14 protein-coding genes are annotated in these 18951 nt (G+C 70.5%); 9 read left to right on the top strand and 5 right to left on the bottom strand.

What is annotated here, in order from left to right:
• Nucleotides 1-5 precede the first annotated feature (5 nt).
• On the bottom strand, nucleotides 6-1634 hold the full coding sequence (locus tag FDP22_RS06265; protein ID WP_138577813.1) for an alpha-D-glucose phosphate-specific phosphoglucomutase: 1629 nt from the start codon (nucleotides 1632-1634) through the stop codon (nucleotides 6-8).
• Between the two features lie 396 nt (nucleotides 1635-2030).
• On the opposite strand from FDP22_RS06265, the gene FDP22_RS06260 reads away from it, so the two are divergent.
• From FDP22_RS06260 to eda, 6 genes are read left to right on the top strand one after another with little or no spacing between them, the layout of a single operon-like run.
• Nucleotides 2031-2963, top strand: a complete 933-nt coding sequence (locus tag FDP22_RS06260) for a carbohydrate kinase family protein (protein ID WP_170317608.1) — start codon at nucleotides 2031-2033, stop codon at nucleotides 2961-2963.
• Nucleotides 2964-2986: 23 nt separating this feature from the next.
• Nucleotides 2987-4474, top strand: coding sequence for a glucose-6-phosphate dehydrogenase (gene zwf / locus FDP22_RS06255; protein WP_138577817.1), 1488 nt, complete (start codon nucleotides 2987-2989; stop codon nucleotides 4472-4474).
• A complete protein-coding gene (pgl, locus tag FDP22_RS06250) occupies nucleotides 4471-5160 on the top strand; it encodes a 6-phosphogluconolactonase (protein WP_138577819.1) in 690 nt (229 codons plus the stop codon). Before zwf ends, pgl begins: the two co-directional genes overlap by 4 nt.
• 26 nt (nucleotides 5161-5186) lie before the next feature.
• Complete coding sequence (edd, locus tag FDP22_RS06245; RefSeq protein WP_138577821.1) at nucleotides 5187-7001, top strand: phosphogluconate dehydratase; 1815 nt, start codon at nucleotides 5187-5189, stop codon at nucleotides 6999-7001.
• A gap of 16 nt (nucleotides 7002-7017) precedes the next feature.
• Nucleotides 7018-8640, top strand: a complete 1623-nt coding sequence (pgi, locus tag FDP22_RS06240) for a glucose-6-phosphate isomerase (RefSeq protein WP_138577823.1) — start codon at nucleotides 7018-7020, stop codon at nucleotides 8638-8640.
• A gap of 4 nt (nucleotides 8641-8644) precedes the next feature.
• Nucleotides 8645-9286, top strand: a complete 642-nt coding sequence (gene eda, locus FDP22_RS06235; RefSeq protein WP_138577825.1) for a bifunctional 4-hydroxy-2-oxoglutarate aldolase/2-dehydro-3-deoxy-phosphogluconate aldolase — start codon at nucleotides 8645-8647, stop codon at nucleotides 9284-9286.
• Nucleotides 9287-9689: 403 nt separating this feature from the next.
• On the opposite strand, the gene FDP22_RS06230 is transcribed toward eda, so the two are convergent.
• The 3 genes from FDP22_RS06230 to FDP22_RS06220 all read right to left on the bottom strand — a co-directional run bounded on the left by FDP22_RS06230 (nucleotide 9690) and on the right by FDP22_RS06220 (nucleotide 14300).
• Complete coding sequence (locus tag FDP22_RS06230) at nucleotides 9690-10436, bottom strand: hypothetical protein (protein ID WP_138577827.1); 747 nt, start codon at nucleotides 10434-10436, stop codon at nucleotides 9690-9692.
• A gap of 65 nt (nucleotides 10437-10501) precedes the next feature.
• A complete protein-coding gene (locus tag FDP22_RS06225) occupies nucleotides 10502-12115 on the bottom strand; it encodes a glycosyltransferase family 4 protein (RefSeq protein WP_170317607.1) in 1614 nt (537 codons plus the stop codon).
• Nucleotides 12102-14300 (bottom strand): glycosyltransferase family 2 protein, encoded by a 2199-nt coding sequence (locus FDP22_RS06220; protein WP_170317606.1) that lies wholly within the window; start codon nucleotides 14298-14300, stop codon nucleotides 12102-12104. Before FDP22_RS06220 ends, FDP22_RS06225 begins: the two co-directional genes overlap by 14 nt.
• A 386-nt stretch (nucleotides 14301-14686) precedes the next feature.
• On the opposite strand from FDP22_RS06220, the gene FDP22_RS06215 reads away from it, so the two are divergent.
• Nucleotides 14687-15430, top strand: coding sequence for a TlyA family RNA methyltransferase (locus FDP22_RS06215; RefSeq protein ID WP_138577908.1), 744 nt, complete (start codon nucleotides 14687-14689; stop codon nucleotides 15428-15430).
• 144 nt (nucleotides 15431-15574) lie between these two features.
• Entirely contained in the window at nucleotides 15575-16888 is a 1314-nt protein-coding gene (locus FDP22_RS06210) for a DUF3422 family protein (RefSeq protein ID WP_138577833.1), read from the top strand.
• A 410-nt stretch (nucleotides 16889-17298) separates the two neighbouring features.
• On the opposite strand, the gene FDP22_RS06200 is transcribed toward FDP22_RS06210, so the two are convergent.
• Nucleotides 17299-18150 carry an NAD(P)H-binding protein gene (locus FDP22_RS06200; protein WP_138577837.1) on the bottom strand — a complete coding sequence of 284 codons (852 nt, stop codon included), beginning with the start codon at nucleotides 18148-18150 and terminating at the stop codon, nucleotides 17299-17301.
• 113 nt (nucleotides 18151-18263) lie between these two features.
• On the opposite strand from FDP22_RS06200, the gene FDP22_RS06195 reads away from it, so the two are divergent.
• Nucleotides 18264-18710 carry a winged helix-turn-helix transcriptional regulator gene (locus FDP22_RS06195; protein ID WP_239031882.1) on the top strand — a complete coding sequence of 149 codons (447 nt, stop codon included), beginning with the start codon at nucleotides 18264-18266 and terminating at the stop codon, nucleotides 18708-18710.
• Nucleotides 18711-18951 lie beyond the last annotated feature (241 nt).

The following is an 18951-nucleotide window of genomic DNA, read 5'->3' as shown; positions in this document are numbered from 1 at the left end:
AGACGTCAGGTGATGACGTCGGGCCCGGCGCGGCCGGTGCGCCCGGCAATGTCGGCAAGGGTGCCGGCGGCGGAGATCACCTCGGCCAGGGCCTTCTGGGCGTCGAGGTCATGGCGCGCCGGGTCCGGCTCGAACCGCTCCACGTAGAGGCGCAGCGTGGCCCCCACGGTGCCGGTGCCCGAGAGGCGGAACACCGCGCGGGCGTCCTCCTCGAAGAAGATCCGGATGCCCTGCTGAGCGGCGCGTGAGCCGTCCACCGGGTCCGTGTAGGCGAAATCGTCGGCCTCGCGCACGGTGAGCCCGGCCAGCTTGCGGCCCGGCAGCTCCGGCAGCGCGGCGCGCAGGTCCGCCATCAGGGCCTCGGCGGCGGGCTTGTCCACGCCCTCGTAATCATGGCGGGAGTAGTAGTCCCGGCCGAACTCCGCCCAGTGTTCGGCGAGGATCTCGGCCACCGGCTGCTTGCGCACCGCAAGGATGTTGAGCCAGAGCAGCACCGCCCAGAGCCCGTCCTTCTCCCGCACGTGGTTGGAGCCCGTGCCCGCACTCTCCTCACCGCAGATGGTGGCGAGCCCGGCGTCCAGCAGGGTGCCGAAGAACTTCCAGCCGGTGGGGGTTTCATGCGCGCCGATGCCCAGCTTCAGCGCCACGCGGTCCGCCGCGCGGGAGGTGGGCATGGAGCGGGCGACGCCCTTCAGCCCGTCGGCGTACCCGGGCGCGAGATGCGCGTTCGCCGCCAGCACCGCGAGGCTGTCGGAGGGCGTGACGTAGGCGCCGCGGCCCACGATCATGTTGCGGTCGCCGTCGCCGTCGGAGGCGGCGCCGAAGTCGGGCGCGTCCTGCGACATCATCAGGTCGAAGAGCGGCTTGGCGTAGGTGGGGTTCGGGTCCGGGTGGCCACCGCCGAAATCGGGCAGCGGCGTTGCGTTCATCACCGTGCCCTCGGGCGCGCCCAGCAGGCCCTCGAGGATCTTCTTCGCGTAGGGGCCGGTCACGGCATGCATCGCGTCGAAGCGCATGGTGAAACCGGAGGCGAAGAGATCGCGGATGGCGCCGAAGTCGAACAGGCTCTGCATCAGGTCGGCGTAGATCTCCACCGGGTCGATCACCTCGACCACCATGTCGCCCAGCGTCGCCTCGCCCAACGCGGCGATGTCCGGCGCCGCCTCCTCGAGGATGTGGTACTCGGAGATGGTCGTGGTCCGCTCATGGATGGCGGAGGTGATGGCCTCCGGCGCCGGGCCGCCGGCGGGGATGTTGTACTTGATGCCGAAATCGCCGTCCTTGCCGCCGGGGTTGTGGCTGGCGGAGAGGATGATGCCGCCGTCGGTCTTGCGGGTGCGGATGACGGCGGAAGCGGCGGGGGTGGAGAGGATGCCGCCCTGGCCCACCACCACGCGCGCCACGCCATTGGCCGCGGCCATGCGCAGGATGGTGCCGATGGCCTCGGTGTTGAAGTAGCGGCCGTCGCCGCCCAGCGTCAGGGTCTTTCCGGCGGGGTCGATCGCGTCGAAAAGCGACTGGACGAAATTCTCGAGATAGCCGGGCTGCATGAACACGGCGGTCTGCTGGCGCAGCCCCGAGGTGCCGGGCTTCTGGCCGTCGATCGGTTTCGTCGCGATGGTCGTTTTGCTCATAAGGTCCTCGATGCCCTGGGCCGGGCCCTGGAAATGACATGTGGTGGCGGCGCGCCCCCGCGGGCCGCCCGGCACACCCTTGCAGGTGCAAATACATGGCCGATGCGGCCCGGCCTGTCCATGCCGCGCCGCACTGACCTGCCGCTTTGCCGCGCCCCGCCGCCGCGGACGGCGGGCGCCGCGGCGCCGTGGGGCTATCCGGCACGCGGCCGCGCGCCGTCACCCACCGCCGTTTACCTTTTCACCTTGTGGCCCGGCGCGCGACGGCGTAGGAAAAATCACTCTCAGTTATTTATTTACAAGGCTCCCGGGTGCTGGTAGCGACGAAGACCAACCGGCCGACAGCACGCTGGAATGGGAGGAAACGGAGATGGCAGCAAAAGCCATGGAAATGTCATGTTCCTGATCTGCGGCGAAGCGCTTTTCGATGTCTATGTCGGCGAAGCGACATCGACCGGTGTGATGCTCGATGCCCGCATCGGCGGTTCGCCTTACAACGTGGCGATGGGCCTGTCACGCATGGGCCGCACCGCCGGGCTGCTGACCGGCAACGCCCAGGACAGCCTGGGCGCGCGGCTGATGAAGGCCGCCACCGAAGAGGGCATGGACACGCGCTTCCTGCGGCCCAAGCCCGCGCTCACCACCCTGGCGCTGATCGGGGTCGCGCCCTCCGGCGCGGCGCAGTACAGCTTCTATTCCGAAGGCTCGGTGGACTGGGCGATCACCGAGGCCGACCTGCCCCGGCTCGACGACATCAAGGCCGTGCATGTCGGCTCCTACTCGCTGGTGCTGGAGCCGTCGGGCTCCTCCTTCCTCACCCTGGCGCGGCAGGCGCGCGGCACGCAGCTCGTCTCGCTGGACCCCAACATCCGACTCGGCGTCGTGCCCGACCGGGCCCGCTGGCAGGAGCGCATCGGCGATTTCCTGCGCTGTGCCGATCTTGTGAAGGTCTCCGACGAGGACCTCGCCGTGCTCTGCCCCGGCAAGGGCGTGGAGACCGCGGCGCGCGACTGGCTGGCCATCGGGCCGAAGCTGGTCGTTGTGACACTGGGCGCGGAGGGGGCGCTCGCGGTGTCGGACAGCCACATGGTGCGCGTGCCGGGCAAGGCGGTGCGTGTCGAGGACACGGTCGGCGCGGGCGACACATTTCAGGCCGCCCTGTTGACGGCGCTCGATGAAATGGGCCATGCATCTCCTTCCGCGATCGCGGAACTTTCGGCCGAGACGATTTCCCGTGCACTGGTGTTTGCCGTGGAGGCATCGGCCATTACCTGTCAAAGACGCGGTGCGGACCTTCCGCACCGACACCTGTTGCCGGCGCTCCTCTAACCGGCCAGAACCCGGAGGTCCCGATGGTTGCCCGCACGATCCCTGTCCAGCCCTTTGACCTGGTGGTGTTCGGAGCCACGGGAGACCTTGCCCGGCGCAAGCTCCTGCCCGGCCTCTACCACCGCCTGCAGGCCGGACAGATGCCCGAGGATGCCCGGATCTTCGGCGCCGCCCGCTCCGAGCTGGACGACGAGGGCTACCGTGCGATGGCCCGCGAGGCGCTGGAGAGCTTCGTCACCAAGGACGACCGCACGCCGGAGCTGGTCGAGACCTTCCTGAACATGCTGCATTACGTGGCGGTGGACGCGAGCTCGGACGAGGGCTGGTCCACCCTGGCCGAGCGCCTCGGCCCCGCGGACGACGGCCGGGTGCGCGCCTTCTACCTCTCCGTCGCGCCACGCTTCTTCGGCGCCATTGCCGACCGGCTGGCCGGCAGCGGCGTCATCACCCCCGACAGCCGCATCGTGGTGGAAAAGCCGCTGGGCCGCGACCAGGAGAGCGCGCATGCGCTCAACGAGCGGCTCTCCACCCATTTCACCGAGGCGCAGATCTACCGGATCGACCATTACCTCGGCAAGGAAACGGTGCAGAACCTGATGGCGATCCGCTTCGCCAACGCGCTGTTCGAGCCGCTGTGGAACGCCCGGCACATCGACCATGTGCAGATCACCGTGGCCGAGAGCATCGGGGTTGAGGGGCGCGGCAGCTACTACGACCAGTCCGGCGCCATGCGCGACATGGTCCAGAACCACATGATGCAGCTCCTGTGCCTCACCGCCATGGAGCCCCCGGCGCATTTCGACCCGGACGCGGTGCGCGACGAGAAGCTGAAGGTGATCCGGGCGCTCTCGCCCATGAGCCCGACGGATGTCGCCCGCAAGACCGTGCGCGGCCAGTACCGCGCCGGCACCGGCGGCGCGAGCTACCTGGAGGACGCGGAGGACGCGGACAGCGCCACGGAAAGCTATGTCGCCCTGCGCGCCGAGATCGCCAACTGGCGCTGGTCCGGCACGCCGTTCTACCTGCGCACCGGCAAGCGGCTGCGCACCCGGATGTCGGAGATCGCGGTGTTCTTCAAGGACCCGCCGCATTCCATCTTCACCGACCAGGTCTCCTCCCTGCACGGCAACGCGCTCATCATCCGGCTGCAGCCGGACGAGGGCATCACCCTGCGCATGACCATCAAGGACCCCGGGCCCGGCGGCATGCGCCTCACCGAGGTGCCGCTGGACATGACCTTCGCCGACGCGATGGGCGCGAAGAACGGCACCAAGGTGCGCATGCCCGACGCCTACGAGCGCCTGATCATGGACGTGATCCGCGGCAACCAGACCCTGTTCATGCGCGGTGACGAGGTGGAGGCCGCCTGGGCCTGGACCGACCCGATCATCGCCGCCTGGGGCGCCTCGGGCGAGAAGCCCCAGCCCTATGACAGCGGCTCCTCCGGCCCGGAGGACGCGCTGATGCTGCTGCACCGCGACGGCCGGCGCTGGCGCGAGATCGCGTCATGAGCCCCGCCGGCCCGCGCGAGGATTTCCCCGACAGGGTGACCCTGATGGCCGCTCTCGCCGGCCGGGTGGCGGGCCTGCTGGCCGAGGGCATCGCGGCGCGCGGCCGGGCCACGCTGGCCGTGCCCGGCGGCACCACGCCCGGGCCCTTCCTGGAGCTGCTGTCGGAGACGGAGCTCGACTGGAGCAGGGTCTCGGTCATGCTCACCGACGAGCGCTTCGTGCCCGAGAGCTCGGAGCGCTCCAACACCGCCCTCCTGCGCCGCACGTTGCTGAAGTACCGCGCCGCCGCCGCCACGCTCATCCCGCTCACCGCCGAGGGCGAGAGCCCGGAGGCCGTGCTGCCGGGCCTGGCTGAGGCGGTGCGCGCCGCGCTGCCGCTCGATGTCTGCGTGCTCGGCATGGGCGCGGACATGCACACGGCCTCGATCTTCCCTGGCGCCGACAAGCTGGCGGAGGCGCTCGCCCCCGACGCGCCGGAGCTGCTGCCCATGCGCGCGCCCGGGGCGCCGGAGCCGCGCATCACCCTCACCGCGCCGGTGCTTTCATCGGCGCGTCACATATTCGTGCTTCTCACCGGGGTCGAAAAGGCCGAGGCGCTCGCGCGTGCGCTTCTCCCGGGCCCGACGGAGGAAGCGCCTGTCCGCGCCGTGCTCTCGCATGGCGCAACGGTTGTCTACGCGCCCTGAACTGCCCCTGGAAGGGAGGAAGCGACATGAGCCTCAAGCCAATGGTCGCGGACGTTACCGCCCGCATCACCGCCCGAAGCAAAGCCACCCGCACAACCTATCTCGAGCGCTGCGCCCGCGCGGCCGAGAACGGCCCCGGACGCGCCCACCTGAGCTGCGGAAACCTCGCCCACGCCGCCGCCGCCGCCGGCCCGGACCAGGACAGCGTGGCGCTGGAGCGGGCGCCGAACATCGGCATCATCACCGCCTACAACGACATGCTCTCGGCCCACCAGCCCTACGAGCGCTTCCCCGAGCTGATCCGCGCCGCGGCGCGCGCGAACGGCGGCACCGCGCAGGTGGCCGGCGGCGTGCCCGCCATGTGCGACGGCGTCACCCAGGGCCAGCCGGGCATGGAGCTGTCGCTGTTCTCGCGCGACGTGATCGCCCTCGCCGCCGGCGTGGGCCTCACCCACAACGTGTTCGATGCCGCACTCTTCCTCGGCATCTGCGACAAGATCGTGCCGGGGCTGGTGATGGCGGCCGCCACCTTCGGCCACCTGCCGGCGATCTTCCTGCCCGCGGGGCCGATGCCCTCGGGCATCTCGAACGACGAGAAATCCGTCATCCGCAACAAGTTCGCCACCGGCGAGATCGGCCGCGAGGAACTGCTGCGCTCCGAGATGGCCGCCTATCACGGCCCCGGCACCTGCACCTTCTACGGCACGGCGAACACCAACCAGATGCTGATGGAGTTCATGGGCCTGCACCTGCCCGGCGCGAGCTTCGTGAACCCCAACACGCCGCTGCGCGACGCGCTCACCCGCGCCGGCGTGAAGCGCGCGCTGGAGATCACCGCGCGCGGCAACGAATACACCCCGGTCTCCGAGGTGCTGGACGAGCGCGCCTTCGTGAACGGCATCGTGGGGCTGAACGCCACCGGCGGCTCCACCAACCTGCTCATCCACCTCATCGCCATGGCGCGGGCGGCGGGCATCGTGCTTGCCTGGGAGGATTTTTCCGACCTCTCCCAGGTCACGCCGCTGATGGCCCGCGTCTACCCCAACGGGCTGGCGGACGTGAACCATTTCCACGCTGCCGGCGGCCTCGGCTACATCATCGGCGACCTGCTCTCCGAGGGGCTGCTGCATGACGACACCCGCACCGTGGCCGGCATCGGCCTCGCGCGCTACACGCAGGAGCCCAAGCTCGATGCGAACGGCGAGGTGCGCTGGGAAGAGGGCGCGACGGAAAGCCTGAACGACAGGATCGTGCGCCCCGCCGCCGACCCCTTCGCCCCCACCGGCGGCCTGCGCCTGCTGCGCGGCAGCCTCGGCTCGGCCTGCATCAAGATCTCCGCCGTGAAGGAGGAGCGCCACATCATCGAGGCCCCCGTGCGCATCTTCCACGACCAGGACGCGGTGAAGACCGCCTTCCGCGCCGGCGAGTTCACCTCCGATTTCATCTGCGTGGTGCGCTTCCAGGGGCCCAAGGCCAACGGCATGCCGGAGCTGCATTCCCTCACCCCGCTGCTCTCCGTGCTGCAGGAGCGCGGGCTGAAGGTGGCGCTGGTGACCGACGGGCGCATGTCCGGTGCCTCTGGAAAAGTGCCGGCCGCGATCCATGTGAGCCCTGAGGCGATGGATGGCGGGCCGATTGCGCGGCTGCGCGAGGGCGATATGCTGCGCCTCGATGCGGTGGCCGGCACGCTCGACGCCCTGGTCGACCCCGCGGAATGGGACGCACGCACCCCCGTGGTGGCCGATCTCTCCGGCAATGCCTTCGGGCTGGGCCGCGAGATGTTCGCCGCCTTCCGCAACGTGGTCGGCAGCGCCGAGACCGGAGCCGCTGTGGCGGTCTGACGAAGAAGGACGGAACATGAGCGACATCGACACGGCCTGGAAACGGCTGGAGACCGAGGGTGCCCGCCTGCGCGGCATCCACCTGCGCGAGCTCTTCGCGGCGGATCCCGGCCGTTCCGGGGCCTTCACGGCCACGCTGGACGACCTCTCGATCGACTTCTCCAAGGAGAAGATCGACCAGGGTGCCTTCTCGGCCCTGCTGGGCCTCGCCGAGGCGACCGGTGTCGCCTCCTGCCGCGAGGCGCTGTTCTCCGGCGCGCCGATCAACCTCACCGAGGGCCGCGCCGTGCAGCACATGGCGCTGCGCGCGCCCGAAGGCGCGGTGGTCGAGATCGACGGCGCCGACGTGATGCCCGAGGTGCGTGCCACGCTGGACCGGTTCCTCGCCTTCGCCGAGGACGTGCGCTCCGGCGCCTATGCCGCGGCGGACGGGCCCTTCACCGACGTGATCAACATCGGCATCGGCGGCTCCGACCTCGGCCCGGTGATGGCCACCCGCGCCCTGCGCCCGGACCATGACGGCCCGCGCCTGCACTTCGTCTCGAACGTGGACGGCGGCCATATCGCCGATGTCACCGCCACGCTGGACCCGAAGCGCACGCTGGTCATCGTCGCCTCCAAGACCTTCACCACGCTGGAGACCATGGCGAACGCCGACACGGCGCGCGCCTGGCTCTCCGCCGCGCTGGGGGATGGCGCGGGCGCGCACATGGCTGCCGTCTCCACCAACCTGGAGGCCACCGCGGCCTACGGCATCGACGCCTCGCGCGTCTTCGGCTTCTGGGACTGGGTGGGCGGGCGCTACTCGCTCTGGTCGGCCATCGGCCTGCCGGTGGCGATAGCCGTGGGCGCGCAGGCCTTCCGCGCGTTCTTGGCCGGCGCCGCCGCGATGGACGCGCATTTCCGCGAGGCGCCGCTGGCGCACAACCTGCCGGTGCTGCTGGCGCTCATCGGCGTCTGGCGGCGCAACGTGATGGGCTGGCGCACCGTGGGGCTCATCCCCTACGACCAGCGGCTGGAGCGTTTCCCGGCCTATGTCCAGCAGCTCGACATGGAATCGAACGGCAAGAGCGTCACCCGTGAGGGCCGCCCCGCCGGGGCCACCGGCCCGGTGATCTGGGGCGAGCCGGGCACCAATGCCCAGCATTCCTTCTTCCAGCTCATCCACCAGGGCGCGGACACGGTGCCGGTGGATTTCATCGCCGCCGCCACCCCGCGCGGCGCCGACCAGCATCACCACGAGCTGCTGCTGGCCAACTGCCTCGCCCAGGGCCAGGCGCTGGCCTTCGGCAAGTCCGAGGCCGAGGTGCGCGCCGACATGGAGGCGGAGGGCAAGTCCGCCGCCGAGATCGAGATGATCGCTCCGCACCGGGTGTTCCCCGGCGACCGGCCGACCACCACCATCCTGCATCGCGCGCTCACGCCCTACGCGCTCGGCCGGCTCGTGGCCCTTTACGAGCACAAGGTCTTCGTGCAGGGAGCGATCTGGAACGTGAACTCCTACGACCAGTGGGGCGTCGAGCTGGGCAAGGTGCTGGCCAAGGCGCTCATCCCCGCCGTGAAGGGCGAGGCGCTGCCGGAGGGGCTGGACGGTTCCACTGCCGGGCTGATCGCCCGTATCCATGACCTGAAAGGCTGACCCGATGAAGACTCCCGCCCAACTCTGCGCCCTGGCCCCGGTGATCCCGGTGATCATCGTGAACGATGTCGCCCAGGCCGCGCCGCTGGCGAAGGCCCTGGTGGCCGGCGGCCTGCCGGTGCTGGAGGTGACGCTGCGCACCCCGGTGGCGCTGGAGGCGATCGCGGAGATGAAGGCCGCCTGCCCCGATGCGGTCGTCGGCGCCGGCACCCTGCGCAACGCGGCCGACGTGAAGGCCTGCATGGACGCGGGCTGCGCCTTCGGCGTGAGCCCGGGCGCGCCCGCCGCGCTGATGGACGCGGTTGCCGAGGCCGGCATGCCCTTCCTGCCCGGCTGCGCCACCGCAACCGAGGCGATGGCCCTGGCCGACCGCGGCTTCGAGGTGGTGAAGTTCTTCCCCGCCGGGGCCGCGGGCGGGCCGAACCTGCTGAAATCCCTCGCCTCTCCGCTGCCGGACGTGAAGTTCTGCCCCACCGGCGGCGTGTCGCTGGAAAACGCGCCGGAATACCTGAAGCTGCCGAATGTCTGCGTGGTCGGCGGCTCCTGGGTCATCCCGAACGACGCGCTGGAGACCGGCGACTGGGCCCGCATCGAGGCGCTCGCCCGCGCCGCGGTCACCGCGCTGCGCCCGCTGCAGAAGGTCTGAACCGGGACCTCTTCCCGAGAGGGGCGGCGCCCGCCGGTGCCGCCCTTTTTCATGCCCGGCTCCCGGCCGCATCCCGGCACCGCCCCACCGGTCCCGCAGCACCCCGCCCGGATCGTTGCACGCCCCCACCGCCCGTTACGCCCGGGTGCCACACCCGGGCCGCGCCCCGGAGGGCGCGTCGGCGGTGTCATCCACAGCTCACGCGACACTGATGTTTCGGCGTGCCCAAGCCGGCCAAGGGGGGTACGCGCCCTCCATGCCGGGCGCGGCCCTCGTCGCCCGGCATGGTGAGGGAAGGGCCGGGCGCCGGGGCTGGCACGGCGTCAAGGCTGCGGGGGCCCCGGGGCACTCGACCCTTCGGGTGGGCGCGGCCTCCGGCGCGAGACGCGGCGGGGCGGGGCGGTCAGAGGCCGAAGGCGGCCTCGATCTCGGCCACGTTGTTCACATTGTCCCGCCAGTTCTTCACGATCTTCCGGGTCTTCGCCTCGCCCACCTGGTCGAACACGATGTCGGTGCCCGCCATCAGCTTGCGCAGCACCGGGCGCAGGACGCGCTCATCGGCGCCGTGGATGTCCTCGTAGGTCATCTCCTCCACCCGGCGCAGGCGGCGCAGGTAGCCGTTCACGAAGGCGATCTCGCGCTCGTACTGGCGGCACATGGTCTGCAGCTTTTCCGGGTCGATGGTGTACTTGCCGTTGATCTCGACATCCTGGAAGGTCACGTAGACCCCGGTCTCGCGGGCGAAGACCAGCGAGAGCGCATGCTCCAGCCGGTTCGCCCGGGTGAGATGCACGAACTTGTACCCGCGCTGGTGCAGCACCTTCAGCAGCGGCGGCATCTCGATCATGCTCATCCAGGTATTCGATACCGCCCAGAACGAGTTGTATTTCAGGTCCAGCACCGGCACCGGGAAGTCGCGCTCCAGGTCGTCCAGCCAGGCCGTGATCAGCTCACGCATCTCGGGATCCTTGCGGATCAGCGGGTAGGACCTGCCGTTGCGCTCCATCCAGGTGAAGAAATTTCCGTCCGCTCCGAGCGTGTCGGTGTGGAAGGCCTCCCCCACGTTATGCGCGTTGCTGGAGCTCGCGATGAGGCTGCGCAGGAAATTTGTCCCGGTGCGCTGCTTGGCGACGATGACGAGGCCCTTCATAAGGTCAGGCTCCTGAGGTTCCGGGCCGCAAGGGGCCATATTGCATCAGATGGTGCGCGCCGCGGTCAGGCGGACTTGCGCCCCGGGTCGCAGTCGAGAAGGGTCATGCCCGCATCGGCGAAACTGTCGAAACTGCGTTCCGCCCGCAGGATGGCGAGCAGCCGGGCCGAGGCCTTCGCCCGCTCCGACGGGTCCTCGTGCAGGCGCCGCAGCGCGGCGACATAGGCCGGGACATCATCGCAGTCGGGCACGTAGAACGGCCAGTCCGGGCCCAGGAAATCCGGGATGCCGCAGATCTTCGGTGCCACCACGGGCACGCCGCGCGCGCCCATCTCCAGCAGGATGTTGGGCGTGCCGTCGAACCGCGCGGTGTAGAGGAAGGCGAAGGCCTCGTCCGTCGGCAACTCGTCGACGGAGGAGAACGGCCCGCCGTAGCGCAGGTTCTGCGGCATCGCCGCCCAGTCCACCCTGGTGTCGTAGAGGATCTCGGATCCGTAGATCACGAAATCCAGGTCCGGCATCTCCGCCGCGATCCTGCCCACCACCTGCGGGTTCTTCTGGTGGTCGAGGCGCGAGGCCCAGAGCACGGTGTTGGAGGCGCGCGGGTTTGCCGCCGCGGCGGCCATGGCGGCCGGCGAGGGCAGCTCGGCCACCGGGTATTTCAGCGCCACGGTGCGCTCCTCCGGCAGGCCGTAGCGTTCCCGGATCTCGGCGCAGTACCACTCGTTGTCGAAGATGAACCGGTCCACCCATTCCACGATCTCGGGAATGTAGCGGAAATACCCGTCGTAATTGCCGGTGGCGTGAACGTGGTGGCAGAAGGCGGAGACATGGATGGTGGCGGCGGAGGCCCGCAGCCGACGCGCCAGATGCGGCGTCGCCAGGGCGGTGTAGCCGATCCAGGAATGGCACAGGTGCATCACCTGCGGCCGCAGCGCCGCCACCGCATGGGTGACGACCTCGGTGCGGGTCTCCACGGTGAGGTCGGTCCAGCCGCGCCCGGTGGCGGCCTCGCACAGCTCCGGCAGATCGACGATCGCGTCGCGCAGCGGTTCGTGCACCGGGGAGACGCCGGACTTGTCCGCCAGCAGGATCGCCACGCTCAGCCCGGCGCGCCGCGCCAGATGGGCGTGCCAGGCCCCGACCAGCTCGGCGCCGCCGACCCGCAGCGACGGGAGGATGATCACCACATCCGCGCCGGAGGGGAACCGATCCGTCACCTGCTCCTCGATGGGCAGGACCACGCCGGCATCCGTGGACCAGGGCAGCGGCTCGTTGCGCAGCTGCGACAGCGGCCCGCGGCCGGGGAAGGCGCGGCCGTGCTCGGCGATCTGGCGCAGGGCCTCGGGCGAGAGCCCGGTCAGCTCGCGCACCCGCTCGTTGCGCGAGATGCGGCCGAATTCCAGCCCGTTGTCCCCGGACACCAGCGCCGACCAGACCATGGAGCCCAGCGCGCCCTGGCGCCACCACCAGCCGAATTCGTCCCGCCACTCGCTGAAGTAGAGCCAGTCCGACCAGTCTACCGGAACATCGGCCTCGTCGGCGACGCGCCGGCCCTCGTGGCGGCCGAAATTCTCCCAGTGCCCGGTGAATTCCGCATCGGTCCAGTGGCCGAGCGCGTGCAGCTCCAGCATGTCCGGGTAGGATTGCCAGTAGATGTTCGGATCAAAGCTCGGCATCGGCGTTTTCCTGTTCGCCATACGGGTCTCCGTAGCGGGCGATGGCCACCGAGTCCTGCACGATGGAAATGCCCGCCCCGCTCCGGACCATGCGGTACAGGTGCCGGGCCAGGGCGCCGGCGGTGTCCAGCCCCGCATCCTCCAGCGGCGCACGGGTCATGGCGACCACGGGGATCCGGCCTCCTCCGAGGCTCTGGTCATACATGGTCGCGAACGCCAGGTCAGCCTTGCTGTAGTCATACATCGTGCAATGATACCTGCCTTCGCGGCTCCGTCCAATCGTGATGTGCGGCGAGAATATCTCCAGTTCGTCGTTCTCGATCAGGGCCTTGCCGGCCACGGCGAACCAGCTCGGAGAGATCCAGGCATCGCGGCTGCGATAGAGGTGGAGCTCCGCGTCGCGCACCCGCAGGGTGGAAATCTCGATCTCGCCGCTGATGCGGGTGTCCACCTGGAACCAGCGCGCGGCGGGGTGCGCCTCCGGCACCCCCTCCTCGCGCAGCGCGGGGGCCGGGTTTCCGGCCAGCAGCGCCGCGAGGTCGATGCTGCCGTCGCGCACCAGCCCGGCGAAGCGGCTGCTGGTGACGCTGGCCAGCGCCGCGGTGCTGCGCGCGTCCAGGAAATGCGGCTGCCACAGATGGTCATCCGTGAAGAGCGGCAGCGCCGAGGGGTGGATGCGCACGGGAACCGGCCGGTTCGCGTGCCGGCGCCACAGCCGGGCATTCTCCGCCAGCGCCGCCAGCGTGGGAGCCATCGGGTCGGTTCCCGTCTCGGTGTAGAGGAACATCACCTGCTTCTGGTTTTCCAGAATGGTGCGGTGGAATTCCCCGAACACGTCCCCGAAGATGGACGAGCCGGTGTCGATCACGATCGAGTTCATGAACTGCATCAGCGGACGCATCATCATGCGGCGGAAATACCATTCCCCGAGCCGGTAATGCTCCTGCATCAGGCGCACCGAGATCAGCTTGGCGCCATAGGTCGCCGCCAGGCGCGCCTCGGAGAACACGTGGTCGCCCTCGTCCACGATCAGCACCGGCTGGTAGGCGCCGCCGTCCAGGTCCCGCGCGCCTTCCAGCAGCAGTTCCACAATCATGTCGGCGGCGCGCATCCGCTCCATCGTGGCGAAGATGAACACCTTGGGCCGGCGGTCCAGCCCCAGCATCATGTACTCGGTGGCCGACACCACGTTGTAGTTCAGGTTCGGCAGCCACAGGCGCCGCTCGGCCACCGGCATGGTGTTGAACTCGGTGATCATCGATTCGAGCGCGCCCTGCAGGGTCACCTCCTGCCAGAACCAGCCGGGCAGCGGCGGCTCGCTGGAGATCGGCTCGGCCTTCATCGCGCTCAGCGGCGAGAAGCCGCGCAGCGGCGGATTGCGGCTGCCGCGCTCGCGGGTCATCTCGAGGATGTTCTGCGGGTCGAACAGCGGCGAGGCGTCCTGCATCATCCCCGGCGTCAGCCCCAGGCTGATGCGCGCCGGCTTCACCCGGTAGAAGCAGATGGTCTCCGGAATGTAGCTGTGCCGGATGCCCGCGTGCAGCGTGTGCGCGGACCAGTTCCAGTCCTCGTTGCCGATACCGGTGCGGGCGGAATTGTGCGGCAGGGGGAATTCGTCGAACAGCCCGCGGTTCACCACCAGCTTGTTGGAATAATACCACTCCGACACCAGGAACAGCGGGTGGAAGCGCGGGTCCTCGCTGTCGATGGTGGTGCGGATGTCCAGCAGGTCTCCGAAACGGGCGAAGACATGGGTGTGGTAGACCGCGCGGGGGTCGATGTTGCCGGCGCGCAGCTGGCGGAAGAAGGCGCGGTACCAGTTCGAGGAGAACAGGTCGTCGCCGTCATGCAGGAACACCCAGTCGTGGCTGGCCCTGCGGATGCCCCAGGCGCGCGCGGCGCCGAGGTCGCCGAGATCCACCTCCTCCACCCGGTCCACCACGCCCGGATACCGCTCCAGCACCGAGAGGGTGAGGGCGTCCGGCCGGTCGATCACCGCCAGCACCTCGATCTCGCCGCCCTCCTCGCGCGCGAGGTCCTTGGCGATGGCGATGGAGCGCAGGGTTGGGGCGAGCAGCAGCCCCTCGCGGTGGAGATTGAGCACCGCCGTGGCACGCGCATCGGCTGGAAGCCCGGGCCGGTTGCGCGCCGAGCGGGGCTGAAGCAGCCGCGACAGTGTTTCCATCGGGCTCCGGCGCATCTTTACTGGCCGTCTCGCAGCGTCACTCACGTATGTCACCCTGAAAACTGCCCTGTAAAGAGGCGGTACCGGAGCCGTCTTTCCATCCGGTTACGAATGTCCCGATACAAAAGTGAAAAAGCATCTTTCTTCCGGTCGTCGTCACGTCCCTGGTCCGCGGGAACCCAGCCCCCATGCCGAATAGCCGAGAAAGCGTTTCCGCCTCTCCGAGCCCCCCACACGCAACACGCTACCTGCCCAGATTTACGTATGCCTGCGTATCTGCCAAAATCGGCAGGGTCAACATGAGGGTTCTACACCAGAATGTCGCAATCGGATGCAGGCAGCGCGGCGGACCGGCCGCGAAAATCACTTCCGGAACGGGTTTGGCCATGCGTCTCGACCAGTATCTGACCGCCCATGGCCTGGCGGAGAGCCGCGCCCGCGCCCAGGCGGCGATCCGCGACGGCGCCGTTCACGTCGACGGGCGCGCCGTGCGGCGCCCTGCCTTCGCGGTGCCGGAGACGGCGCGGGTCGAGATCCTGGGCGAAACGCTGCCCTGGGTCTCGCGCGCCGCGCTGAAGCTGGTGCATGCGCTCGACACCTTCGGCCTCTCCCCCCGGGGCGAGGCGCTCGACGTCGGGGCCTCCACCGGCGGGTTCACCGAGGTGCTGCTGGCGCGCGGCGCGGCGCGGGTGCATGCGCTCGACGTCGGCCACGGCCAGCTCCACCCCCGCATCGCCGCCGACGCCCGGGTGCGCAGCCTCGAAGGCGTGAACGCCCGCGCCATCCCCGAGGGGCTGGTGCCGCCGGTGGACTGGGTGGTGAGCGATGTCTCCTTCATCGGGCTGGAGAAGGCCCTGCCCGGGCCGCTGGCGCTCGCCCGCCCCGGCGGCCGCCTGGTGGCGCTGATCAAGCCGCAGTTCGAGGCCGGGCCGGAGCATGTCGGGCGCGGCGGCATCGTGCGCGACCCCGGGGTGCAGGCCGCCTGCCGCGCCCGCATCGCGCGGTTCCTGGAGGCGTCCGGCTGGCAGGTGACCGGCGAGGCGGAAAGCCCGATCACCGGGAGCGACGGCAACCGCGAGTTCCTCGTCACCGCCGTGAAGGCGACGGCCGGCGCGCCGGTAGACCTATGATCGCATTGACCGGGCCGGCGCCGGGCGGCAGGGTCGGCTGACAGCGGGGCGCGGCACGCCCTTCCGGGGCGTCGGGCCCCGGGTGAGCGCGGCGCGTCGGCAGGGTCGGCAGGGTCGGCAGGGTCGGCAGGGAGGGACTATCGGATGATCGGCCTGCAGGACCACCCCCAGCGCTACGCGCTCGCAAATGAGCTGCATGCCCGGCCCTTCCCGGAGCTGCACGCGCCCTGCCGGGCGGTCTATCTCGCCATCAAGCCGGAGCGCGACGCGGCCAGCCGCGACCGCAGGCGGGACCTCGCGCATCTCATCGCCCTGCTGGACCGGCACGGCGCGCCGCATCCGCCGCCCGGCGCCGACCATTATTACGGCACCATCGGCCGGGTCTCGCTGAAGTGGGAGCGGCACACCGAATTCGTGACCTACACCATGTTCACCGACGGCGTGGCCGACCCGCCGTTCAGCGGCCAGATGGAGGAGATCTTCCCGCGCGACTGGCTGGCCGAGGCGCCGGGCCGGCTGCTCACCTCCGCGCTGGTGCGGGTGGAGCCGGTGCCGCCCGGCATCGACCCGGACACCCCGCTGGCCGACGCCGCGCTGGCCGGGCATTTCGACGGCTGGTTCGTGCGCGAGAGCCTCGCCGTCTCCCGCGTGCTGGACGACCAGGCGGTGATCGCCGGGGATTTCCGCATCGACGCGAACGGCCACACCCGCTTCGCCGTGCTGGCCCGGCCCGGCATGGGCTCACGCCGGCTGGGCCGCATCGTGCAGCGGCTGCTGGAAATCGAGACCTACAAGAGCTCCGCCATGCTCACCCTGCCGGTGGCGCGCCAGGTGGCCAGCCGCGCCGCGGAAATCGACGCCGAGCTCTCCGACCTGGTGAGCGCCATGGCCCGGGGCGAGGGCGACGAGGCCGCCACGCTGGACCGGCTGCTGGCGATGACCGCGGAGATCGAGGCGCTCTCCACCCGCTCCGCCTTCCGCTTCGGCGCCGCGGAGGCCTATGAGGCCATCGTGAACCAGCGCATCGAGGTGCTGCGCGAGGAGCGCCTCGCCGGCCGGCAGACCTTCGGCGAATTCATGACCCGGCGCTTCGACCCGGCCATGCGCACCTGCCGCTCGGCCAAGAAGCGGATGGACGAGCTGTCGCTGCGCGCCGCGCGCGCCGCCGACATGCTGCGCACCCGGGTCGATGTCGCCGTCGCCGCGCAGAACCGCGCCCTGCTGGAGAGCATGGACCGTCGCGCCGCCCTGCAACTGCGCCTGCAGGAAACGGTGGAGGGCCTGTCCGTGGTGGCGATCAGCTACTACGCGGTGAGCCTGGCGGGCTACCTGCTCGCCCCGCTCGGCCATCTCGCGGGGGTGGACAAGGGCACGGTGACGGCCATCGCCACCCTGCCGGTGATCTTCGTGGTCTGGCGCATGGTCAAGCGCATCCGCGCGCACCTGGGCGGAGACTGATCCGCCCCGCCTCCTTGCGCGGAACGGCGCGACCACGGCGGCAGATGGCCGGCGCGCGGCGGTCACTCACCGTGCGGCACTGGCGCGCCCGGGGGTTCGGGGACCCGGTTCCGGCCCGGCGCGCGCTTCCGGCCCCGCGCGCGCGGGAGAAGGCGCAGGGAAGACGCCGCCCGCCAACCGACCGGTTGCCCCGGCCTGCGCGCGCCCGGAATCCGGGCGGGGGGAGCACCGCGCCGCCGGGAGGCCCGGTCGAAGGAGCCCCGGGGCACGATCCCCTCCCGTTCCGCCACCCGGCGTCCGCGCCGCTGCCCGGCCCACGGGTGCACACTCCCCCGGGGGCCGGGCCGCGGAGGCAACGGCAGCGGGCCCGGCATTTCCCCGCCGCCCACATCAGCCCGTGAGCCCGCGTGTCAGAGCGCCATCCGCGCGAAATAATCCGCCACGCTCTCCGGCTCCTGCCCGGTGAGATCGCGCACCGCGCGGCTCTCCACCGCGTGCAGCCCATGGGCGGCCTCCACGTCGAAGGCCACCAGCGCATCGACGAGGAACGGCGGCAAGCCGGCTGCGAGCAGGCCGCCGTGCAACGCGTCCGGCGACAGGTCCACATGCGCCACGCCCGGCCCGATCAGCGCCGCGATCTCGGCCTGGGTCACGGCCGCCGGGCCGGTGACGAGGAACACCCGGTTCTCCGGCGCCAGGCGCAGCGCGGCGGCATCCGCCCGGGCACAGTCCGCGCGGGTGACGTTGGAGCGCCCCTTGCCGGCCGTGGCCGAGAAAAGCTGCCCGCTGGCCCGCGCCGCCGGAACGCTCATGCCCAGCAGGTCGGTGTAGAGGCTGTGGCGCATCAGCGTGAAGGTCATCCCGCTGCGGAAGATCGCAAGCTCGGTCTGGAAATGATCGTTGGCCACGCCCGAGGGCCCGGGCAGCGCCGCCACGTGCGAGGTGTAGACCACGTGCTTCACCCCCGCCGCGGCAGCCGTGGCAACGGCGGCCTGGTGCTGGGGAATGCGCACATCCGGCGTGTCCAGCCGGTCCGTGCTCACCAGCAGCAGGCGGTCGACCCCGGCGAAGGCCGGCGCGAGGCTGTCGGGCGCGTCGAAATCCGCGTGGCGGACCTCCACCCCGCGCGCGACGAGATCGTCGAGGGAGGAGGGCGTCCGCGAGGTCGCGATGATCCTGTCATCGCCGCCGGCATCGAGAAGGGCTTCCACGACCCCGCGGCCCAGGTTTCCCGAAGCGCCGGTAACCAGAAGTGTCGACATTTTGCTTTCCTTTCCGTACCAGGTCTCGAAACGAGACTTGCTTCTCATACGAGATCACCCGAAAACCGAAAGAAGGCAGATTCTTCCCCCATAGGCACAGCGAGGGTACCAGCATGAATGATCGCGCGGTGATCGGACCCGTGGCCACGGCGGCCGCACTCGGGGCGTCCATGGCCGAAAACCACCGCACGGGCCATGACAGCGGCACTCCCTTCGGCGATTGCCACGTGCGCCAGGTGCTGGGGCCGCTCAGCTCCAAGTGGAGTTCGCTGCTGCTGCTGATGCTGGCGGGCGGGCCGAAGCGCTTCGGCATGCTGCGGCGCGACCTGCCGGACATCTCGCAGCGCATGCTCACCCAGAACCTGCGCGCGCTGGAGCGCGACGGGCTGGTGAGCCGCACCGTGTACCCTACCAAGCCGCCCTCGGTGGAATACGCGCTCACCGATCTGGGCTGGAGCTACATGGAGCCGCTGTCGCGGCTGGTGCTCTGGGCCGACCAGAACCACGCCCGGGTGCGCAGCGCGCGCGAGAGCTTCGACACCGCCAATCCCGACAGCTGAGCGCCCCTGCCCCGCCCCCACGGCCGCGCCCGGCAGGACGGCGCCCCGCAGGCCCCCCGGCCCAGGGCGGCCCTTCTTGCAGGCCCCGGGCGCGAGCCGGCCCGTCCCGCCGGCCCGCTGCCCCCCAACGCTTCGGGCGCCGGGTGCAGGAACCGCCACGTGGGTCCTTCGGGGTGAGGCCTTCCGGGTGAAGGCAGGAGGGCAGAATGCCGGCGCGCAGCCGCCGTTACCTTCGGTGTCG

The organism is Paroceanicella profunda, from assembly GCF_005887635.2.
Taxonomy (GTDB): Bacteria; Pseudomonadota; Alphaproteobacteria; order Rhodobacterales; family Rhodobacteraceae; genus Paroceanicella; species Paroceanicella profunda.
The sequence above is the reverse complement of the archived record's forward strand: the minus strand, read 5'-3'. Positions and strand labels throughout refer to the sequence as shown.